Below are 19622 nucleotides of genomic sequence, written 5' to 3'. Positions count from 1 at the left end.
ATTAGCCCACTAAACGCTGGAGAGGATTAAGAGAAACTTGTTTTTGTCCAGCACGATAAAAAGCATAGACAGATAAACTAAAGGCTAATAAGACTAAAGCAGTCCACCATAAAGATTGTGCTGGGTGATGTGTAAAGGTCGCGATTTGGTAAAATAAAGTCGCTGCACCATAAGCTAAGCCAGTGCTCCAAGCAACACCTAATAAAGCCCAACGTGGCCCCACTTCTCGAACCATCGCTCCAGTCGACGCTACACAAGGGAAGTACATTAAGATAAAGAGTAAATAAGCGAAAGCCCCGATTTTTCCATCAAAATAATGATTCATTGCGGTGAAAGTTGCATTGCTCACCTCTTCTGGTCGCTGATTGATACTACCCAAGTCAAGCGGGTCGCCCAAATGATTAAGCGCATCAGTCAGGTTAGCTGGAATAGTTGCCGCCGCAGCCTGTAAGCTACGCCAAAAGCTATAAGTGCTTGCTGCTTGATGGTTAGAGCTGCCATCCATTTGACTATAAAGCGCATCTAACGTACCTACTACGACTTCTTTAGCTAATAGACCACTCAAGATACCCACTGTTGCTGGCCAATTGTCCTGTGTAATTCCGATAGGATGAAACACCGGAGTAACCGTTTTAGCAGCCGCACTTAATACTGATTTTTCAGTGTTTTGATTACCAAAACTACCGTCCGTACCAATGCTATTGGCAAAATTAATAAGCATCACTACCAAGACAATAATTTTTCCTGCCCCCAACAAAAAGCCTTTGAGCTTATTCCAAGTGTTCAGTAGAACATTCTGGAGCCTTGGAAGCTGATAGGTCGGCATTTCCATCACAAAGTGATCCGTACCACCACGCAATAAAGTTTTACGCAGAATATAAGCAGTCAAAATGGCAAAGCCAATGCCAGTCAGGTAGAGCAAAAAGACCATATTTTGACCACCTCCTTGAAAAAAAGCTGCAGCAAATAGAGCATAAACGGCTAAACGCGCACCACAAGACATAAATGGAGCCATTAGCACAGTGGTAATACGTTCGCGCTGACTATCTAAAGTACGGGTTGCCATAATCGCTGGTACATTGCAGCCAAAGCCGACAATTAAAGGTACAAACGCTTTGCCGGATAAGCCAAGCTTACGCATGAATTGATCCATGACAAAAGCAGCACGTGCCATATAACCCGATTCTTCTAAAACGGTTAAAAATAGATATAAAGCCGCAATAATCGGAATGAAAGTAGCGACTACTTGTAAGCCACCGCCTAAACCATCCGCTATTAAAGTGATCAGCCATTCAGGCGTCGCAAGACTGCTAAGTAGATGCCGAATGCCATCCACAGCGATGGTTTGTACGCTTTGATCAAAAAAATCAATAAACGCTCCACCGAGATTGATACTAAATAAAAACAGCAGATACATTATCAATAGGAAAATGGGTAAACCTGTCCAATTACCCAGTATCCAACGATCGAGCTTATCCGAAAGGGTGCGGCTGATTTTACCTTGCTCATGCACTACTTTTTTAGCTAAAGCAGTGGCGGCATCAAAACGCGCATCGGCTAGTAGGAAATCAAGTGTCTCGTCAGTAGTGGCTTCAATTTGTTCACGTAATTGAGTCGCTGGTGCCGATGAACTGGTTTGCAAATTCGTTAAAGCGGCTAAGCGCTCAGTGCCTGTTTGCGTCTGTAATTCAGCTAGCGCACTTTCAACGGCAGGATGATAATGCAGTTCTAAAGCTTGAGCTTGAGCTTGAGCTTGATAAGCGCTAATACCTTGATAGACGGCAGCTAGATTTGGGTTTTGACGAAGAGATATCGCTATTACTGGACAAGCTAATTGCTGCTCTAAAGCGCGTAATTTAATTTTCATGCCACGCTTTGCGGCCATATCCATCATGTTCAATAACACAATCATCCGCACGCCAAGCTCACGCAGTTGTAAGCTTAAATACAGACCTCGCTCAAGGGTCGTTGCATCCACAATATTCAAATACAGATAGTCAGGATTGGTATGCACAAACTCACGAGCGACTTGCTCATCTGCAGAAGCATCACTTAAATCCAGTGAATAAGTGCCGGGTAAGTCAATTACCTGAACATCAAGCTCATCCAGCCGACAGAAACCTTCTTTACGCTCAACCGTCACTCCCGGCCAATTACCTGTGCGTTGGCGTGTCCCTGTAAGTGCATTAAACAGGGTCGTTTTACCCGCATTCGGGTTACCGACTAGGGCTAATTTGAGCGCATTAGAATCCAACTGGGTTAATGAGCTATCGGTGTCACAACAAGGTTTTTGCATTTTAGGCAGACACCTGTACCAAAATGTGTTGAGTAATACTTCTGCCTAAACTAATACGAGTATTACCATGGCTTAGTACTAAATCACCTTTGCGATTACGCAATACCTCAACACGCGAACCTTTCCCTAGGCCCATACCTAATAAGCGAATTCGGGTTGGATTATCTGTTTGGATAAGTTCAATGTGTGCGTGATGTAGCTCAGGCAGTTCAGCTAACGCTAACAGACGAGAGTGTGTCATGGTTATGTCTCTTAATGAAAATCATTCTCAGTAATGATAGGAGTGCTTACAAGGAGTTTCAATACCCATTGACAGAAAAAAACTGCAAGGCTGAAGCTAACATGGTTGGACGGATGGCTAAGTCTTCAGTTTAGAAAGTAGATAAATTTTGGTAATAAATAACAAAATTAAGTGAATGCTTAAACTTGTGAAATTAAATAAATACTTATACCATATAAAATATATTTTAATAAAAGTTCAAATAAAATCAAATGATTGCTTGTTTAATAAACAGTTTTAACGTGGCAAGCTGGTTGAATAGCTTGATGTTAAACTGTTTGCTGGGTGTTTTCCTATTTGCAGTATGGCAGCCAGCTTTGGCCATAGAGAAGGCGCAGCAGTTAGAAATTCAAAACAGTAATGTGTCAGTGCAAATTGAGTCTGTTGATCAGGTTCAAGCTCAGCAAGAGAAGCTCAAAATTCTGATCGAAAATTCGCCGCCTGCCTATCAAGATAAAGTGATGTCTGCCCCTGAGTTGCTGGAGTTGACTAATGCAGAAGCAGAAGAAATACCTGAAGGTTTTCAGTCCTATTTTTTAGAGACGCGTGCCAATTATATAGATTCAAAAACAAATAAAACTGACTTGTACAAAACGGGCGATTTGGGACTACGTTTGGAGTATCTCTACGAGACTGCTAGTTTGGGTGATGTCAAAATTCAGGCACAAACCAGTCAACAGGCGAACAATAAACACCAAGAGAGTTTAAGTTTTGAAGAAGATGAACCTGATACTAGTATCACTCTAATTAATAATAATTTATACCTGACACCGAGTATTGCTGCAGATTCCGCGCTAGGTGATATCTCTAGTGAGCTCACCGATGCTCTAAGACGTAGCTCCCGTGTTGCGCTAGGGGTGGATAATTTACAGGGTGCACGTACTCGTATTCGTGGTGAAAAATTTGATCTACGTTTAGGTAGTGGTGACTTAGGTAAATTGCAGGGTAGTCCTTATGCAGGTTATCGGCAAACCGACGAACGCTTAGATTGGCTAGGTGCAAGTCAGCAGTTGAATAAGCATCTTGTGGTTGGTTTCCAAGCGAATCAGCTAGATAGTTTTAGAACTAATCAGAATCACTCTAAATTAACGAGTGCTGCCTTAGCTTTAAATTATAAAACTGAGGATAAAAATGATAAAAAACTACGTTTTACTTTGCTTAAAAGCCAAAAAAGCACTGCAGCCGGGCATAGTACGACTTCTCAAGGTGCTTACTTAGAAGGTGGTTTTCGTGTAGGCCGCTATCTACATGAGTTCGGAGCTTATCGGACAGACCCTGAACTTTATTTCGGTAAAAATTTGCTGAGTTCTGATGAGCAAGGCGCTTCTTGGCGCTTCACACGTGATAGTAGTCAGTTTAGTTTTAGTGCAGGTTTGAGTCTAGAAGAGCATCAGTTACAAGAAAAAAATCCAGATAAACAGGCAAAGACCTTAGGTTTTGATGGAAGTTTGCGCTATCGGCTAGATCGCAGCCATTCGTATGGTGGAAGTTTACGCCTACAGCAAATTCGTTATGCTGATATGGCTGCAAATGATCAGCGCAGTGTATATGCCTATGCTTATTACGAATTAATTAATGCTGATTGGGGACGGAGTCGTTTTAGTACAACGGTTCATCGTAATGAAAAAATCGTCAGCAATGATATAGCAGCGACTGGTGATGAAGTGCAGTGGGAGCAAGATTGGTTAGCTAATTCCAAGCAAATCTTAAGCTCTCAACCTGAACTAATCACTACTTTAGGTTTAGCCCATGACCGTAGTGCAGATGAAACTAGAACTTATCCGACGGCTGGCATAACAGGGCGTTATTGGCTTAATTCCGATTGGAGGTTGAATAGCAGCCTACGTTATAGCGCTAGTTCAGGTAAGTTGTCTAGCTCACAAGGTTTGTCAGGTTCAGTATCAAGTGAATATCGGCTTAGTGCCGGACTAACTTTTGGAGCAGCACTTAATTTAAATCAGGCTAAGGTCGAAGTTGAGCGCAATGGCATGCATGAAGCTCAAACTTCACGTAGCCACGACAAATCGGCTCAAGTGTATTTACGTTGGGAGGGTAGTCGTGGACGTGAGCATAGTGTGATTGGGAAAAGAACAACTGGCTTAGCGGGTATAGGCGGTATTATTGGCTCGGTCTTCTTTGATAGTAATCAAGATGGGCAACGTCAAGGAGATGAGGCAGGCGTACCTGAGGTTGAAGTTTATTTAGATGGTGGCTATTCGGTACGCACGGATCAGCATGGCTACTATGAATTTACGCGTGTTGCCACGGGCGCACATGCGCTTACACTGAATCTCGATACAGTACCGCTTCCTTGGAGTGTGAAGGAAGAGAGTGTCAGTGTAGAGGTTTCTTTACGAGGACAAACATCAGCGAATTTAGCCTTGACTAAAGGAGCCGATTAGCCACTTGTATTGAACTGTTGTGACGCTTAAGCGTCAAAGTGTCATAAATTTTACTTATTAATAAAAATAACTGAAGGAAACCCCAAAAATGAAAATTACAACTAACAAGTTTTTAGCCGCTATGGCAGCAGGTAGTTTATTAGCTGTTGCAGCTAGCGCTAATGCTGACAGCCAATATGGCTATAACGGAGCTGCAAAAGGTGTATCAGCACAGGCTCAAGTAAACATTCAAGTTAATGTCCCTGAACTAGTTATCTTAAGAGTCGGTGATACTAAAGCAATTGATTTGCTTAAGCTAAATGCACAGGCAACTGTAAAGTCTGACCCCGGTTTAATTAAGGACGATGCAAATAATATTGCTGCAGCTTGGGATGGGGCAGTACCTGGCTTTGAAGCAGAGTCTCAAAAGCTCGCTGCTTATGTGTGGACGAATGCTAAGGGTGTTGTTTTGCGGTGTGAAAGTGATGATAAGTTAAGCGCTATTAATTTAGATAGTAGTAAAGTCAATGTTGAAGTAGCAGACGGTGATTTAAAACATCCCGGTGCTACAACTGCATGTGGAGAGAAAATTGACATTCCACCCAACAAATTGCAAACAGCCACTTGGGTTTATTCGATTAGCTCGGATGCTTTAGCCAATGCGTATGCAGGTACGGCTACTCAAACGACGGTTTATACAGCCGCTAATATTTAAAGGTAAAATAAAATGCTCACAGCAAAGCTTAATTTTAAACGCAAGTTTTCAATGACAACCCAATTGCTGATGAGCGTATGCTTGAGTGCCTGCTTAATTAAGCAGGCACTTGCAGTATTCACTTATACAGATTTAGTGGATACCCCACGTCGTTTAACATTGCAAATAGGTTCGTCACAGTTTGGTACGGTAAATACGGTAAGTTTTAATGTCCGTGGTGAGTCATTGACGAACAATACACCTATCGTTGGTAATCCTAGTGATAGTGCTTGGACGCAGCCTACGTCACCTGCCAATGGTATTTTATTCAGAGTCACCAGTCAGATACCGACAAGTTTGGCCAATACTCTTCAAACGGTGAAATTTACGGTGGATTCGCCGCTGGGGCTGAGTTGTCAAAATGGCTCTGGTTGTGGTAGCACGATCATTCCCTTTAATACGATTAGCTGGGTTGCTTACCAGCGAGATTCCAGTGGTTTAGATATGAATGACGGCGTATTTGCAGGTGGTACAACGCAAACTTTATTAGACTTGAGTACGGAAAATGCTGGTTTAAAAATTGAAAATACTTTGGTGTTTTATTATGCGAACGACATTATTTATCCAGCAGGACAATATACCGGCCGAGTGATTTATACGGCGAGTTTACCATGAAAATGACTAAGAACTTTGTTGGGCTAAGTTTGGCTTTTCTTCTATTAAGTGGGTCGGCCTCTGCTCAAATCTATCGTTTAGATGATAGCTCCTCAGCTCAGAGAAGAGTCGAAGCGCGTTATGTTACTAATGAGTTTGGTACATCCTTAGCAGAAACTAGTTCGGCTAATTTTATGTTCCTAAAGTTTGGTTTAGTACAGTATCGCTTGGCTACATCTGCCTATAAAGGTCAAAAAGCTAAAATTTATTATGTGATTCCACTGTTTATTGAGGGGTTACAAAATCCTCAAGCTCTCACAGTCACTTGGAAAGGTAATCGATTATTGGCTGATGGCGCTGGTCATGCTGGGGAGCGGCAATTAGTTTGGTCGGGCACAGTGACTGAAGATTGGATGCAAGATGAAATTGATCTAGAAATGCAAGTCGAGCTAGCGCAGTTGCGTTTGCGAGAAGGGCAAGGATTTGGCTTTGAGTCTTATTTTGAGATAGAAACAAATGAATAATAAAAAAACTAGTCTATTAGCTTTAGGTTTTTTAAGCAGCTTGATGGCATTGCCGGTGTATGCAGACGCTTTTGAAGTGGCGGTTGCGCCTTCACGTTTGGAGTTAAGTGCTAAGGCTAGCCAGCGTTTAGGTCAGTCGATTGATATTCAAAATATTGGTAAAGCACCCACTGAGTTGAGTATTCGTACTTTGGATTGGACTTATTCAAATGAAGGGCAAATTAGCTATCATGAAGCTTTAATCCCTAATAGCTGTCGTCCTTGGGTAACTTTAGAAAAAAATATCATCAAACTGAATGCGCAAGCTAAACGGACTTTCCGCTTCCAAATTGAAGTGCCTGCTAATGCACCTCGTGCAGAATGTCGTTTTATGGTGGCGATTGAAGGAAAAGAGGCCGCTACTAATACGGTATTGAAAACAGGTGGTGCCAATCTCAGCTTACCAGTGAATGGGCGTATTGCCGTCGCTGTTTATGTCGCAGTGGGTGGGGCTGAACCCAAACTCAGTATCAAGCAGATGAATGTACAAAATGTGAAAGGTCAAAAGGTTCCAGTTGCCACTGTTACCAATCAAGGAGATGCTCATGGGCGCTTAGAAGGCTTGATAGAAGCCACGGATGCAAAGGGTCAAGCCTTTGAGTTAGCGCCAGAAACAACACCGGTATTACCAGGACAAACGCGCACTCTAGCTCTTTTACCTCAAGCGCTCGCCAAGCAAACACTGCAACCACTGACTTATCCCATCCAAGCCAAAGGGAGCATTGATTGGGATAAAGGTAGTTTTAAGATTAATCAGGCAGTATTTAAATGAAACCCTATGGTTTAGCGCTGCTAGTTTATTTAATGCTAGTGCATTCTGCTCAAGCAGAGCTAGACACCATGGCAGGTACTAAGGGACAGCCCTATCGAGCACTGAACGTCAGTGCTCGTTTAGAGTTTAATATAAACATTGATCAGTTTATTTATTTTAGAATCGGCAATGTGAGTAGCATAGACACTGTGAGTTTAACCACAGCCGCTAGCCTTCCAACCACAACCCTACCTGTAATCCCCTCTGATGGAAATAATACAGCCATCCTTTGGAGCGGTGCTGCCCCGAGCTTTGCTTCAAATACCGTCAGCTTACCAGTGCAAGTGCAGAGTAACGCCGGGCAAGTTAGCCTTAAAACTACCGTGACTGCACCCTTAAGCAATGCTTCTAGTACTTTGCCGTTCTCTGCACTAACTATTACTTCTAGCGATAATCATTTACCAGCACCACCCGTGCCGGATACAGGAACGGGCAGTGCGGTTAATGTGACGACCAGTACTTATGGCTTGGTAACTAGCCGCACTGCCAACTGGTTCTTTACTTATAATGCCCAAGCTGTAAATCCTGGAATTTATACAGGTAAGTTACTATTTACGGCGAGTGCGCCTTAAGCCATATATGGTGCTAACAATTAGGCTGGATCACTCTTGGGGGATTTTGGGTTAAACTTTTTAGAGCTGCTAAACTCTGACTTCATCTAAAAAAAGAGGCCAAGAGCATGTTAGTTAGTACTACTCCCACCATTGAAGGTAAACGGATCACTCGATACTGTGGCGTGATTGCTGGCGAAGCGATCTTAGGAGCAAATATTGTAAAAGATTTGTTTGCGGGTATTCGTGATTTAGTGGGAGGGCGTTCGGGTACTTACGAGCGTGAATTGCAAAAAGCACGCGAAATTGCCTTACAAGAATTACAGGAGCGTGCGCAGGAGTTGGGTGCAAATGCCGTGGTGGGTGTGGATATTGATTATGAAGTCTTAGGTTCAAGTGGCAGTATGCTCATGGTTTCAGCCAGTGGTACGGCGGTGGTTTTAGAGTAAGCGAGTTTGGCTTCGATCTAGGCTTCTTGAACCTAGGCGCTGTTTAGTGTTACTTAAGGGTTAATGTTATTTTAGAATCAGTACTTTTTAAGCAACACATGGAGCGTGTATGACCCCGCAATCTGGTATTTTACGTAAAATGCCTAGCAAGCTTGCTGAGCCAGTCGAGTACCAGTTAGTGCTCAATAATGTAGAGCTGCCCTTAACCCCTTACTTAGGCAAGCCGCTTAAGTTGATGCATACGGGTAAAATTTACTGCATTCATTGTGGACGCTTAACCAAGAAAAGTTTCAATCAAGGTTATTGCTATCCTTGCTTCATAAAGCTGGCGCAATGTGATACCTGCATCGTTAAACCGGAGTTATGTCATTACACGGCGGGTACTTGCCGTGAACCTCAATGGGGCGAGCAGCATTGTATGCAGCCGCATGTGGTTTATTTGGCGAATTCCTCCACTTTAAAAGTAGGCATCACCCGTCAAGGGCAGATTCCGACCCGCTGGATTGATCAAGGTGCGGTGGCGGCTTTGCCAATTTTGAAAGTACAGTCACGCTATTTATCAGGCTTAATGGAGGTGGCTTTTAAAGACCATGTAGCTGATAAAACCAATTGGCAGCAAATGCTGAAAAGTGAAGCGGCACCCATTGATCTAGCGGCTGAACGTGATCTTTTACTCCCTCAAGTCGAAGATGCTTTTCGCGATTTGCGGCATCGGTTTGGGGATAACGCAGTAGAGCTTTTACCCGAGGCACAGGTGGTCTATATTCGCTACCCTGTTCTAACTTATCCCAGTAAAGTGAAATCTTTAAGCTTTGATAAAGAGCCTGTTGTGGAAGGGGTATTAGAAGGCATTAAAGGCCAATATCTACTATTCGATACGGGTGTCATCAATATCCGTAAATTTGGGGGCTATGAACTTGAGTTTTCGGGCGTACCTTGATTTTTACGACCAATAGCCAGCTTTTCTAAGACATGACTGACCGCGAATAAAGCGAAACTTGCGGTAACGGTCATCACTGAGCCTAAGCCACCCGCACAACTGAGGCTCGTTGCATTGGAGTCAGTAGGGCGTTCTGAGCCTACACCTCCATCCGCGCTGGGGAATTGCATTTGCTCTTCTGACCAGACACAAGGGATTTCAAAACGCCGTTTTGGGTTACGACTGAAATTATAATCTTGACGGAGTTGCTTACGCACGCGCGCGAGTAAAGGATCATGTTGGCTACGGGCCAAATCCCCTAGGCGAATTTGACTCGGGTCACGCTGTCCACCGGCTCCACCTAAGGTAATCACGCGAATTTTCTGGCGTTTACAATAGGCAATTAAAGCCGCTTTCACCCTGAAGCTGTCAATGCAGTCAATCACATAATCCATGTCTTTCGTAAGTAACTGCGCGACGGTATCCAGTTCAACAAAATCTTCAATCAATTGTACTTGGCAGCGTGGATTAATATCGAGGATACGTGTTTTTAGGACTTCGATTTTGGGTGAACCAATCGTGCTGGAGAGTGCAGGCAACTGCCTATTGATATTCGACTCGGCTACGTTATCCAAATCAATTAAGGTTAGTTTGCCAATAGTACTGCGGGCTAAAGCTTCTACTGCCCAAGAGCCTACCCCACCCACGCCAATGACACAGACATGCGCCGTTTGAAAGCGCTCTAAGGCCAACTCGCCATAAGCGCGGGCAATGCCACCAAAGCGGCGGCTGAAATCAAGTTCATCAGATCTTTGCATCGGCTAAACTTAGCATTTTGTAACTCGCTTGAATAGTTGCCTTGCGTCCGCCCTAGCAATCCTGTATTCGTATCAAGTCAATTAAACAGTTTATAGGAGCTGTCTATGAAGAGCTGCCGTATCAACTCTTATCGTGGTTTGTTCTTGGGATTAATAATCTGGGCGAGTGCTTCACTGGCTGATGAGTCTAGTTTCAAACCACAGCGGATTTTATTTATAGGCAATAGTTACACTGAGTATATGCGACCTTGCCTCACGCAAATGGTGGACAACTCCCCTTGGAAACAAACGTATTTAGAGTTTATAACCCATAGTGGCATGCGCTTGGCTCAGCATTTAGCAAATACCCACACGGTCGATAAAATTCACTCCGGTCAATGGGATCGGGTGATTTTGCAGGAATACAGTCGTTTACCGGCTTTGCAAGGTGCTCCTGTAGAAAGTTTTCAAGTATCAGTGGCTAAATTCAGCCAAGAAATCCGCAATGCAGGGGCTACACCACTGTTGTATATGACTTGGGGACGCCGCGATGGGGATGCAGAAAATCGTAAAGTCTTGCCCGATTTTAAAACCATGCAACAGCAAGTGACTACTTCTTATGAAACCGCTGCTGAGCAAAATCAGGCAGGAGTTGTGCCAGTAGGCTTAGTGTGGTCGTGGATACGCGCTAACGATTCGGTATTTGGTGAAGAACTCTATGCTGCCGATGGTTCACATCCTTCACCGAAAGGCAGTTGTTTAGCTGCAGCGGTATTCTTGCATAATTTATTTGCTGATGATTTAACCACTGAACGCCGTCCTGCTGTCTTAAATCCGCAAGAATGGGAAATGATTCGGCTAGCGGTAGCGGAAGTAGAGCACAGTTTATCGCCCTAGCTTGTTATTTTATCGGATTTAAAGCAAGAGCAGATTTCATTAAACATAGGTGAAGCTAGCGCACTCTAGGCTTGTCTCAGCAGCAATGTATTGAGCCATTGCTGGATTCATCTTAGGAGTAAACGGTGAAGCTTTATCAGCAGTTAATAATAATAACTCCAATGCTGGTGAGTTGTTCATTAGCACAAGCCAATGATGGGCGCTATCCGATTCGGGCTTTTCAGGCTGCGCCGACACAAGATTTAAAGGCCTTTAATGAGCATTTAAAAGCGGTGGTGGCTCAATACCCTAGCGCTAAATCCTCACCTTTAGCGCTGTTAAAGCGCTTACCGGTTGAACCGGCAGGGCATACCAAAGCTTATCATTGGTGCGGCAAGGTGAAAGCTGGGCAACAAATTTGTACCTTCCGTGAAGAAAACATTCCCGACCACTCCGTCGTGGGTGTGATTCAAAAAATCACTTTTAAAGCAACTCGCTATGGCTGGTATGCAGCCAGTATCCAACGGGCTTGGCGCTGCCGACCGGGCAAGGGGGAATCTAAGTTTTATCAGACGCAACTGTGTGATTAAACTGATCTAAATGGCTGATGAGGTTATAAGCTAAGATTTGCCAGCCTTGTTGATATTGAACTAAGGCAAGGCTGGCATTGTGCAGAGTCGATTTGCCTGTACCGATTTCGCCATGACTAATATGCGCTAGTAGACTATTAATCACGCCACCATGCGTCACAATCAAAGTACGTGCTGATGGTTCGCGGGTTAATTGCTGCAAACCCGTTAGCACGCGCCTTTGCAAAGTTTCCAAGGTTTCTTGGCGCGGTATAATCCCATCCGGAAAAGACTGCCTACGTTGTGCTGCCGTCATGCCTGAACAGTCCCCATAATCACGTTCCATGAAGACATCCATGATTGCAACCGGTGCTAGTTTGAGCTGCTCTGCAATAATTTCAGCACTTTCAGCCGCACGTTTTAAGGGGCTACTGATAATCCGATCCCAGTGCCATTGCTGCAAATAGAAGCCAGTTTGCGCAGCCTGTAATCGACCCAGCGCATTTAGCTCAATATCTTCTAAGCCCTGAATACGCCCTACCGCATTCCAATCGGTTTGGCCGTGACGCACGAGGCAAAAACACGGGGCTTCACTATCAGCAGGCGGTAAGTGCTTAAACACTGGCTAAATTCCCTTTATCTTCTAACCAAGTTTTACGATCCGAGGCACGTTTTTTCGCAAGCAGCATATCCATAGTGGCTTCCGTAGCTGCGCTATCCTCCATCGTGAGTTGCACCAAACGGCGCGTATCGGGAGAAATCGTGGTTTCGCGCAATTGCAACGGATTCATCTCACCTAAGCCTTTAAACCGAGTGACACTAATCGTGCCGCGTTTTTTCTCTGCCGCTAATAGGTCTAAACGTGCTTGTCGCTCAGCATCATCCAAAGCGTAATAAACCTCTTTGCCAATATCAATCCGATATAAAGGTGGCATCGCGACAAAGACATGACCGGATTCCACCAGAGTACGGAAATGACGCACAAATAAAGCACAGAGTAGGGTGGCAATATGCGCTCCGTCTGAATCTGCATCCGCTAGAATACACACTTTGCCATACCTTAATTGGCTAAGGTCACTATGGCCGGGTTCGACACCAATCGCGACCGAAATATCATGCACTTCTTGTGAGCCAAGCACTTGATCAGAATCGACCTCCCAAGTGTTTAGAATCTTCCCGCGTAAAGGCATGATGGCTTGGAATTCACGATCCCGTGCTTGTTTAGCGGAGCCACCGGCTGAGTCACCTTCCACCAAAAATAATTCAGTGCGTGTAATATCTTGTGAGCTGCAATCGGCAAGTTTTCCGGGTAGCGCCGGACCACTGGTCACTTTCTTCCTGACGACTTTCTTGCTAGCGCGCTGGCGACGATTGGCATTATTAATCGCCATTTCCGCGAGTTGTTCGCCCATACTGGTATTTTGATTTAAGTAGAGGCTAAACGCATCTTTCAGAGAGCCGGATACAAAACTCGCTGCTTCGCGGGAAGACAAACGCTCTTTAGTTTGTCCGGCAAATTGGGGTTCTTGCATCTTGAAGGACAGCACATAGCTGATATTTTCCCAAACATCATCCGGTGTCAGTTTCAAGCCCCGTGGGAGTAAATTCCGAAATTCACAAAACTCGCGTAAAGCATCCGTGACACCGGTGCGCAAGCCATTTACATGGGTTCCGCCTTGAATAGTTGGGATGAGATTCACATAGCTTTCTTGGGTGAGGTCACCACCTTCAGGTAGCCAGAGTAATGCCCAATCGACCGCTTCGCGTGCGGCTTTGAGCGAACCAGTAAAGGGTTGTTCCGGTAGTAACTCAAAGCCTTTCACCGCTTCGATTAAATAATCGCGCAAACCATCTTGGTAATGCCATTCAAGCGTTTCTTGGCTTTCTTCATCCGTAAAGCGAATCAATAAACCGGGGCAAAGTACTGCTTTAGCGCGTAAATTGTGTTTTAGGCGCGGAATTGAGAATTTAGCCGAGTCAAAGTATTTGGGATCAGGCCAGAAGTGTACAGCAGTGCCAGTATCTTTCTTGGCAGTTTTACCGATCACCTCCAGTTCGCTGGCTTTGTTACCGTCTGCAAACACCATTTGCCATACCTGCCCGCCCCGTTTGATGCGCACTTCTAAACGCTGCGAGAGGGCATTCACCACCGATACACCCACGCCATGTAGACCCCCAGAGAATTGATAATTCTGATCGGAGAATTTGCCACCCGCATGTAGGGTACAAAGAATGACTTCCACTCCCGGTTTACCTTGTTCCGGGTGAATATCGACCGGCATACCCCGTCCATTATCCGTAACCGTGACGGAACCATCCGTATGCAAGGTCACTTCAATACGATTGGCATGCCCCGCTAAAGCTTCATCCACACTATTGTCGATGACTTCTTGAGCCAGATGATTCGGGCGTGTGGTGTCGGTATACATCCCCGGACGTTTCCTTACAGGGTCAAGACCAGTCAGAACTTCAATGGCGGAGGCGTCGTAACTCGTACTCATAAGGGGTGCTGTGCCTTTAAATTTATACTTAGGTTTGCATAGAGCCGCGAATTATAACGAGTTTTCGGGGCTAGGGGGAGTTAGTGCTATAGTTGAGGAATTACTTGAGATGAGTGGTTTTTTATGGTTGCACTAGCATCATCTTCCCTCCTAACCTCGGAGGCTTTTGATCAGTGTTCAGCGTAGGTGAAAAAATCGTCGCTTAATCAGTAGCAATTTGGCTGTGATAGTCTTCATAGATCTCTTTTACTGTTCGTCCGTTAAACAGCCAATATGGTGAAGGCTGGATAGCTGCACCATTCGACATATTCAATAATTTGCGGGTTGCTTCAGTCAGTGAGCAAACGACTCCTTGCAGTTCTACTTTTTTCTCACTCACTATGGTGACTTGGAGTTGCCCGTCTTTAGACAGCAAAATTGAGCCGTTAGGCATCCCTAGATCGTGAAAATTCATGGGCGGGCGCTGACGGCGTTTATAAGTCTGGGCGGATTGTTTATCAATCGCTTCCAGTTCGGCTTCCATTTGTTGCTCAAATTGCAGCGTAATATCATCAACCCGCAGCAGTTTTAAAATAGCAATCGCCTGTTCAGGGTCGATTTCAAAAAACTCCCGATTCGGATTAAGGCGTTGCTTTTTAAACGCAATGTGTAAGGCTTTTTCTACTTCGGTTGCATCTTTTACCTGACAAGCAAACACACATTCAAACGGCAAAGGAACACCTGTGCTATATAATTGCCGCACGCGCACGTCAACTTCTAATTGCGTGGTTTTGCCGATTTTGACCAAGTTAGGCATAGCAGGATTAGTGAGGAGATAGACGATTTGGGAGCTGTTGTCTGCCATGATTGATTGCCCTTGTTAATTCAGCGTAGCGGCGGTTAACGCTTGCCAGTTTTTGTTTTCTACCCACACGAAGCGGCAACGTCCGTTGCTGCGTCTTGCCCACAGTTCACCGATTTGGCGTTTTTCTTTGTCGTGTTCGGCGATGTGTTTGCCTTTGTATTCAACGGCTAGGGTTATACCGTTTTTCAGGCGTACTAGAAAGTCGGGGTAGTAGCGGTCTTTGGCGGTTTGCAGCCAAAAAGCGTTGGGTTTGCGGTCGACATTGCGCACCCACCAGTCGATATTGTCGAGTTGGTCAATGCGTTGGGCGCATTCAAATTCTTCGCCGTGTGGCTGCAAATCACCGATGGCGGTGAAAAAATGGTGCTTGAAATGGATGAAGCCGTCGTAGCGGGTATTGTAGGCATAGCTGCCTTGCTTGAGCGTAATGCTGTGTTCGTCGCGTACTTCAAAGCGGGTTTCATCCTTGAACAGGTCGGTAAACACGGTTTGTTTGGCTAATACCAGACCGCTTGCCATTTTGCGTTCCAATGCACCGCGCAGGTGGAATTTGCGGTAAGCGAGTTCTTCCAAGGTAAAGCCGCGTTCATGTAGTAAATATTGGACGGCTTGATTCAACCATGCCACTTTTTGCGGCTGGTCGGCGTAAATGAAAGGCAGGTTTTTGTCTAGCCATGTCACCAATTCGATGGCTGTCCAACCCAGTTCGATAGTGTCGATCTTGAGTTGAGGGTTATCCAGTTTGTCGTAGAAATCGAGTTGCAGCTTGCCCTTTTGAGTAATGGATAATTGGGCGCGGCTCATCACGTCCGCATCCGGTGCGAATTCGGCGGCGGTGAGTTTGGGGTCAAAGTCGGTGAGTTCCCAATCCGCATCCGAGAGGGCACGGGTATCAAACACATCAAAGAAACCAAACTGGTGCAGACCCAACAAGGGCACAGTGGCGATAATGCCGCGTTCAGCGGGCGTTGGTTCGCGTTGCTGGGGGGCGATGGCACTAGCGCGTGCCGTATCCAGTTGTTCGCGCACGGCTTTGGCGGCTTCCGGTTGCTTAAATGTTTCCGCCACTTTTTTGATTTGTTCGGGAGTCGCGCCGCCTTTGAGCGTTAGTGTGCCTGCTTCGGGGGAGATTTCGATTTTGTCGCGCAAGGCTTTGGGCAACACGGCAATCGCCGCGCTATTAGGGGTAACAACGGTGTCGTTGGCGGTGGGCAGTGTCACCACTAAGTCGTTCGTGGGGGCGAATAAATCCCCGCTACGGGCATTCGGGATATTGATTAAATCTTTAGCTTCTTGGCGTTCAAAACCGCTTTGTACCAAACCATCCCGCAAACCTTGTACGGTGGCGGCTAATTGGTCGGAAACCACATAGGCGTAACTGCGGTTGAGGGCTTCGCGTTGTTTACGTTTAACGTGTGGCATCCGTAATACGCGCCCTAACACCTGTTCAACAGCGGTGGCGGAGGTAGTGTTGCGGAAGGAAAACAGCACGTAGGCAAACGGGCAATCCCAGCCTTCGCGTAATTTGTCCACGGTGATAATAAATTGTGGGTAGTCGGGGTCGGTGAGTTTTTTACCGGACAATTCGTCTAATGCGCCTGTGGCAATGGCGATGCGTGCGGCGGGGATTTGATAATCGTCGATGAGAAATTGTCTGACCCGTTCCGGTACGAAACTTTCGCTATTGGCATTTTTGCGTTCGGCTTGGATCAACATAATGATTGGGTTGATGATTTCGCCCGTCAATTGCTGTTCGGTTTGAGCTTCCTGTTCCAGCGTGCGTAAACGCGCAATCGCTTCGGTCAAACAGGTGCGCCATTCGGGGTGTATTGCCAGTTCCAGCGGCAGTTTGAGCATATCTTCCGCTTGCAAGGTGGCGGCGGAAACGCTGCGTAGCACGTTGGAAGGCTGGTTGATGCGGTCAGGGGTGGCGGTGAGTTCGAGGATACAACTGGGGTTAAAGCGCACCAAGGTGTCCATTGCCAACGGTGTGCCTTGGTTGTGGGCTTCGTCCACGATGATGAAGGGCATCTGTAAACGGATAGCATCGACCAGCGAATGATCGCCTTTCAAGTCAGCGGGCAGGTGTTCAAAGTGCGACATTAACGCGCCGTTTTGTCGATAGACGCGCAAGCCTTCGGCGGTGTCGCGTTTGAAACTCTGCATGGTGGCAACAATGATCGTGACACCGCTTTCCAGCGTCGGGCGGGTCATGTAGAGGGCTTGGTTAATGTCCAGCACATTTACCGCGCCGAACAGTTCGCGCATATCCGCGTGGAGCATTTCGCCGCGTGTTTTCAGGGTGTGGAGCGTTTGCTCCAGAATCGGCTCGGAGGGGACAAGCCATAACACCAGCGGGCATTCGGTGGCGAGTAAGGCGCTTTTGACCCGTGCAATCGACTGCCCTGCAATGCGGGTTTTGCCGCCACCCGTGGGGACGCGCAAGCACACATACGGCACTTGTTCTGCGTTGGGTAACGGGGTGTAGGGCAAACCGTAGTCGAATACTTCCCTGGTACTTTCCCAAAATGCCAGCGTGGGGTTTTGCAATTCGCGGGTACGGCGCAAAAACGCTTCGAGCGCATCCAGCAATTGCTCTTGGTAATCTTTGAGTCTTAAAACCATGTTTTCGCCGCCAATTCGTAAGGCAATTGGTGGAAGGTGATGTTCAATTTGGTCAGCGTGGCTTTGTCGAGGCGGCTGCGTGCGCCGAACACCACACACGGCATATCTTTTTCAGGCAGTAGCGTTTGCAGCAGGTGTAAGGTTTTGGCATTTAAGACATTGCCGCCGAGATCGGTTTTGTCTTTGAGAATACCGTTGTAGAGCATGAAAATGGCGCGGTTTTGGAAGATACCGAGTAATGGGGTAGTGAATAAAGAAACCCCTCCTGGCCTCCCCTTGTCAGGGGAGGAACAAGAGGTTAAGCCTGTGCCTGTTTCGGTGAACCAAACAAATTCGGCGAGTTGGCGGAAGGTCACGTCGGGGCGGACTTTGCCATCAGCGGCGAAGAGGGGTTCTGAGGAAAGTTGGTAAAACTGGAAGCCGCTGCCGAGTCCATCCACGGTTTTGTCTTTGGCGCTGGTATAGCCTTGGCTGACGCGCCTGACCCGTTCGGCGGTAACGGTTTGGGCGATGGTGTTGTCCATTTCGACCAGAATGAAACGGCGGTTGCCGCCATCTTCCGCGTTCTGTTTCAGCACGGCGTGGGCGGTTGTGCCTGAGCCTGCGAAGCTGTCCAGCACCAGCGAATCTTTATCCGTCGCAATCTGCAAAATCCGCTGAATCAAGGTTGTTGGTTTCGGGGTCGCAAAATCAGAAACAGCAGATATATCATGCAAAACCTCGCGTAAATCCTTGCGTGCACCATCTGTATGACCTGCAAAATCATGTGTCCAAAGGGTTTGCGGAACGATGCCATCATTTTTCAGCGCATGTTTGTAACGTTTGTAAGCTGGAACTTTCCCTGTGCCATCTTTCCCCCAATAAATCAAATTTTCAACAATATGGCGATTATGTTCTTCTTGGGAATATGCCCAAACTCTGGTTTGCTTAGGCCAAATTTCTTCACCAGTATTGGGATTTTGAATGGGGTAATAAAGGTTCGGTCGTTCTTCCGCTGTTTTATTGCAGGTGTAGTCACTGGAGCGATATAAACCACCCTCATCTTCATACTTATACTGAGTATTTTTGTCGTTTCCACGTGGTAGTAGATTTCTCTGCCATGAAGTGGATTTTTGATAGACGAGAACAAAATCGTGCATTGGTGCGATAGTTTTGTGATCGTTGGCTACCGCATATTTCTTCTGCCAGAGAATCGTGGCGATGAAGTTTTGGCTACCGAAAATTTCGTCCATGATCAGGCGCAGGGATGCGACTTCGTTGTCGTCGATGGAGATGAAGATTGCGCCATCTTCACGCAAAAACTGCTTGAGGAGCATCAACCGTGGGTACATCATGCACAACCAACGGTCATGCCGATCCAGCGTTTCACCTTCCCGCCCAACCGTCTCCCCCAACCAGCGACGGATTTCGGGGCTGTTGACGTTATCGTTATACACCCAGCCTTCGTTACCGGTGTTATACGGCGGATCAATGTAGATACACTTTACTTGCCCCGCATAACGCGGTAGCAAGGCTTTCAAGGCCAGCAGGTTATCGCCTTGTACAATCAAGTTGCCACTTTCCGTATCCCCAGCGGACAGTTCCGGTACGGGTTCGACCAAACGGAATGGCACTTCCTTGTGATGTGAGGCGACGGCTTGTTTGCCTATCCAGTTGAGCGTGGGCAAGAGCTTCTCCTAAAGGCTAAGGCGTAGTCATGTTGAGAGTGTTGTGTATAGGTTTGGGTTTTACAGTGGTGTAGGGTTTAAGTAGGGAGGATTCGCAATTTATCATTGCTCGCCACTCAAGTCAGTACAATAATAGCCTTATTAC

Annotated in this window: 18 protein-coding genes; 10 read left to right on the top strand and 8 right to left on the bottom strand. The window is 46.2% G+C overall.

All coding sequences use genetic code 11. The features are described from left to right. Position 1 precedes the first annotated feature (1 nt). The gene (gene feoB, locus Q0307_RS08235) at positions 2-2296 is read right to left on the bottom strand and encodes a Fe(2+) transporter permease subunit FeoB (RefSeq protein WP_298659299.1); all 2295 of its coding nucleotides are present in this window, start codon (positions 2294-2296) and stop codon (positions 2-4) included. A gap of 1 nt (position 2297) precedes the next feature. Continuing rightward, positions 2298-2537, bottom strand: coding sequence for a ferrous iron transport protein A (locus Q0307_RS08230; protein ID WP_298659296.1), 240 nt, complete (start codon positions 2535-2537; stop codon positions 2298-2300). Between the two features lie 281 nt (positions 2538-2818). Between Q0307_RS08230 and Q0307_RS08225 the strand changes: the two genes are divergently transcribed. From Q0307_RS08225 to Q0307_RS08190, 8 genes are all read left to right on the top strand, one after another. Next, on the top strand, positions 2819-4978 hold the full coding sequence (locus tag Q0307_RS08225; RefSeq protein WP_298659293.1) for an SdrD B-like domain-containing protein: 2160 nt from the start codon (positions 2819-2821) through the stop codon (positions 4976-4978). An 88-nt stretch (positions 4979-5066) separates the two neighbouring features. Further along, positions 5067-5672, top strand: a complete 606-nt coding sequence (locus Q0307_RS08220) for a hypothetical protein (protein WP_298659290.1) — start codon at positions 5067-5069, stop codon at positions 5670-5672. 81 nt (positions 5673-5753) lie between these two features. Next, positions 5754-6326, top strand: coding sequence for a hypothetical protein (locus tag Q0307_RS08215; protein WP_298659288.1), 573 nt, complete (start codon positions 5754-5756; stop codon positions 6324-6326). Further along, positions 6323-6829 carry a hypothetical protein gene (locus Q0307_RS08210; RefSeq protein WP_298659285.1) on the top strand — a complete coding sequence of 169 codons (507 nt, stop codon included), beginning with the start codon at positions 6323-6325 and terminating at the stop codon, positions 6827-6829. The genes Q0307_RS08215 and Q0307_RS08210 overlap by 4 nt, the downstream gene beginning before the upstream one ends. After that, positions 6822-7640 carry a hypothetical protein gene (locus Q0307_RS08205; RefSeq protein WP_298659282.1) on the top strand — a complete coding sequence of 273 codons (819 nt, stop codon included), beginning with the start codon at positions 6822-6824 and terminating at the stop codon, positions 7638-7640. Before Q0307_RS08210 ends, Q0307_RS08205 begins: the two co-directional genes overlap by 8 nt. After that, positions 7637-8251 (top strand): hypothetical protein, encoded by a 615-nt coding sequence (locus Q0307_RS08200; protein ID WP_298659280.1) that lies wholly within the window; start codon positions 7637-7639, stop codon positions 8249-8251. Before Q0307_RS08205 ends, Q0307_RS08200 begins: the two co-directional genes overlap by 4 nt. A gap of 107 nt (positions 8252-8358) precedes the next feature. Beyond that, entirely contained in the window at positions 8359-8679 is a 321-nt protein-coding gene (locus tag Q0307_RS08195) for a heavy metal-binding domain-containing protein (protein WP_298659277.1), read from the top strand. A 109-nt stretch (positions 8680-8788) separates the two neighbouring features. Next, positions 8789-9619 (top strand): DUF2797 domain-containing protein, encoded by an 831-nt coding sequence (locus tag Q0307_RS08190; RefSeq protein WP_298659275.1) that lies wholly within the window; start codon positions 8789-8791, stop codon positions 9617-9619. Here Q0307_RS08190 and tcdA read toward each other — a convergent pair. After that, the gene (gene tcdA, locus Q0307_RS08185) at positions 9589-10416 is read right to left on the bottom strand and encodes a tRNA cyclic N6-threonylcarbamoyladenosine(37) synthase TcdA (protein WP_298659273.1); all 828 of its coding nucleotides are present in this window, start codon (positions 10414-10416) and stop codon (positions 9589-9591) included. The two genes, Q0307_RS08190 and tcdA, sit on opposite strands and share 31 nt — an antisense overlap. Before the next feature lie 105 nt (positions 10417-10521). Between tcdA and Q0307_RS08180 the strand changes: the two genes are divergently transcribed. Both Q0307_RS08180 and Q0307_RS08175 read left to right on the top strand, forming a co-directional pair. Further along, a complete protein-coding gene (locus Q0307_RS08180) occupies positions 10522-11292 on the top strand; it encodes a hypothetical protein (RefSeq protein ID WP_298659270.1) in 771 nt (256 codons plus the stop codon). Between the two features lie 125 nt (positions 11293-11417). Then, positions 11418-11861 carry a hypothetical protein gene (locus Q0307_RS08175; protein WP_298659267.1) on the top strand — a complete coding sequence of 148 codons (444 nt, stop codon included), beginning with the start codon at positions 11418-11420 and terminating at the stop codon, positions 11859-11861. Here Q0307_RS08175 and Q0307_RS08170 read toward each other — a convergent pair. The 5 genes from Q0307_RS08170 to Q0307_RS08150 form a co-directional block, all read right to left on the bottom strand. Next, complete coding sequence (locus tag Q0307_RS08170) at positions 11830-12462, bottom strand: histidine phosphatase family protein (protein WP_298659264.1); 633 nt, start codon at positions 12460-12462, stop codon at positions 11830-11832. The two genes, Q0307_RS08175 and Q0307_RS08170, sit on opposite strands and share 32 nt — an antisense overlap. Then, on the bottom strand, positions 12455-14341 hold the full coding sequence (gene parE / locus Q0307_RS08165; RefSeq protein WP_298659261.1) for a DNA topoisomerase IV subunit B: 1887 nt from the start codon (positions 14339-14341) through the stop codon (positions 12455-12457). Before parE ends, Q0307_RS08170 begins: the two co-directional genes overlap by 8 nt. Positions 14342-14543: 202 nt before the next feature. Next, complete coding sequence (locus tag Q0307_RS08160; RefSeq protein ID WP_298659258.1) at positions 14544-15185, bottom strand: GIY-YIG nuclease family protein; 642 nt, start codon at positions 15183-15185, stop codon at positions 14544-14546. Positions 15186-15200: 15 nt separating this feature from the next. Continuing rightward, positions 15201-17810: a DEAD/DEAH box helicase family protein gene (locus tag Q0307_RS08155; RefSeq protein ID WP_298659255.1), complete on the bottom strand. Its 2610-nt coding sequence runs from the start codon at positions 17808-17810 to the stop codon at positions 15201-15203. Next, the gene (locus Q0307_RS08150; protein WP_298659252.1) at positions 17801-19477 is read right to left on the bottom strand and encodes a site-specific DNA-methyltransferase; all 1677 of its coding nucleotides are present in this window, start codon (positions 19475-19477) and stop codon (positions 17801-17803) included. The genes Q0307_RS08155 and Q0307_RS08150 overlap by 10 nt, the downstream gene beginning before the upstream one ends. Positions 19478-19622: the final 145 nt, after the last annotated feature.

The organism is uncultured Thiothrix sp. (genome assembly GCF_937873765.1).
GTDB lineage: Bacteria > Pseudomonadota > Gammaproteobacteria > Thiotrichales > Thiotrichaceae > Thiolinea.
The sequence above is the reverse complement of the archived record's forward strand: the minus strand, read 5'-3'. Positions and strand labels throughout refer to the sequence as shown.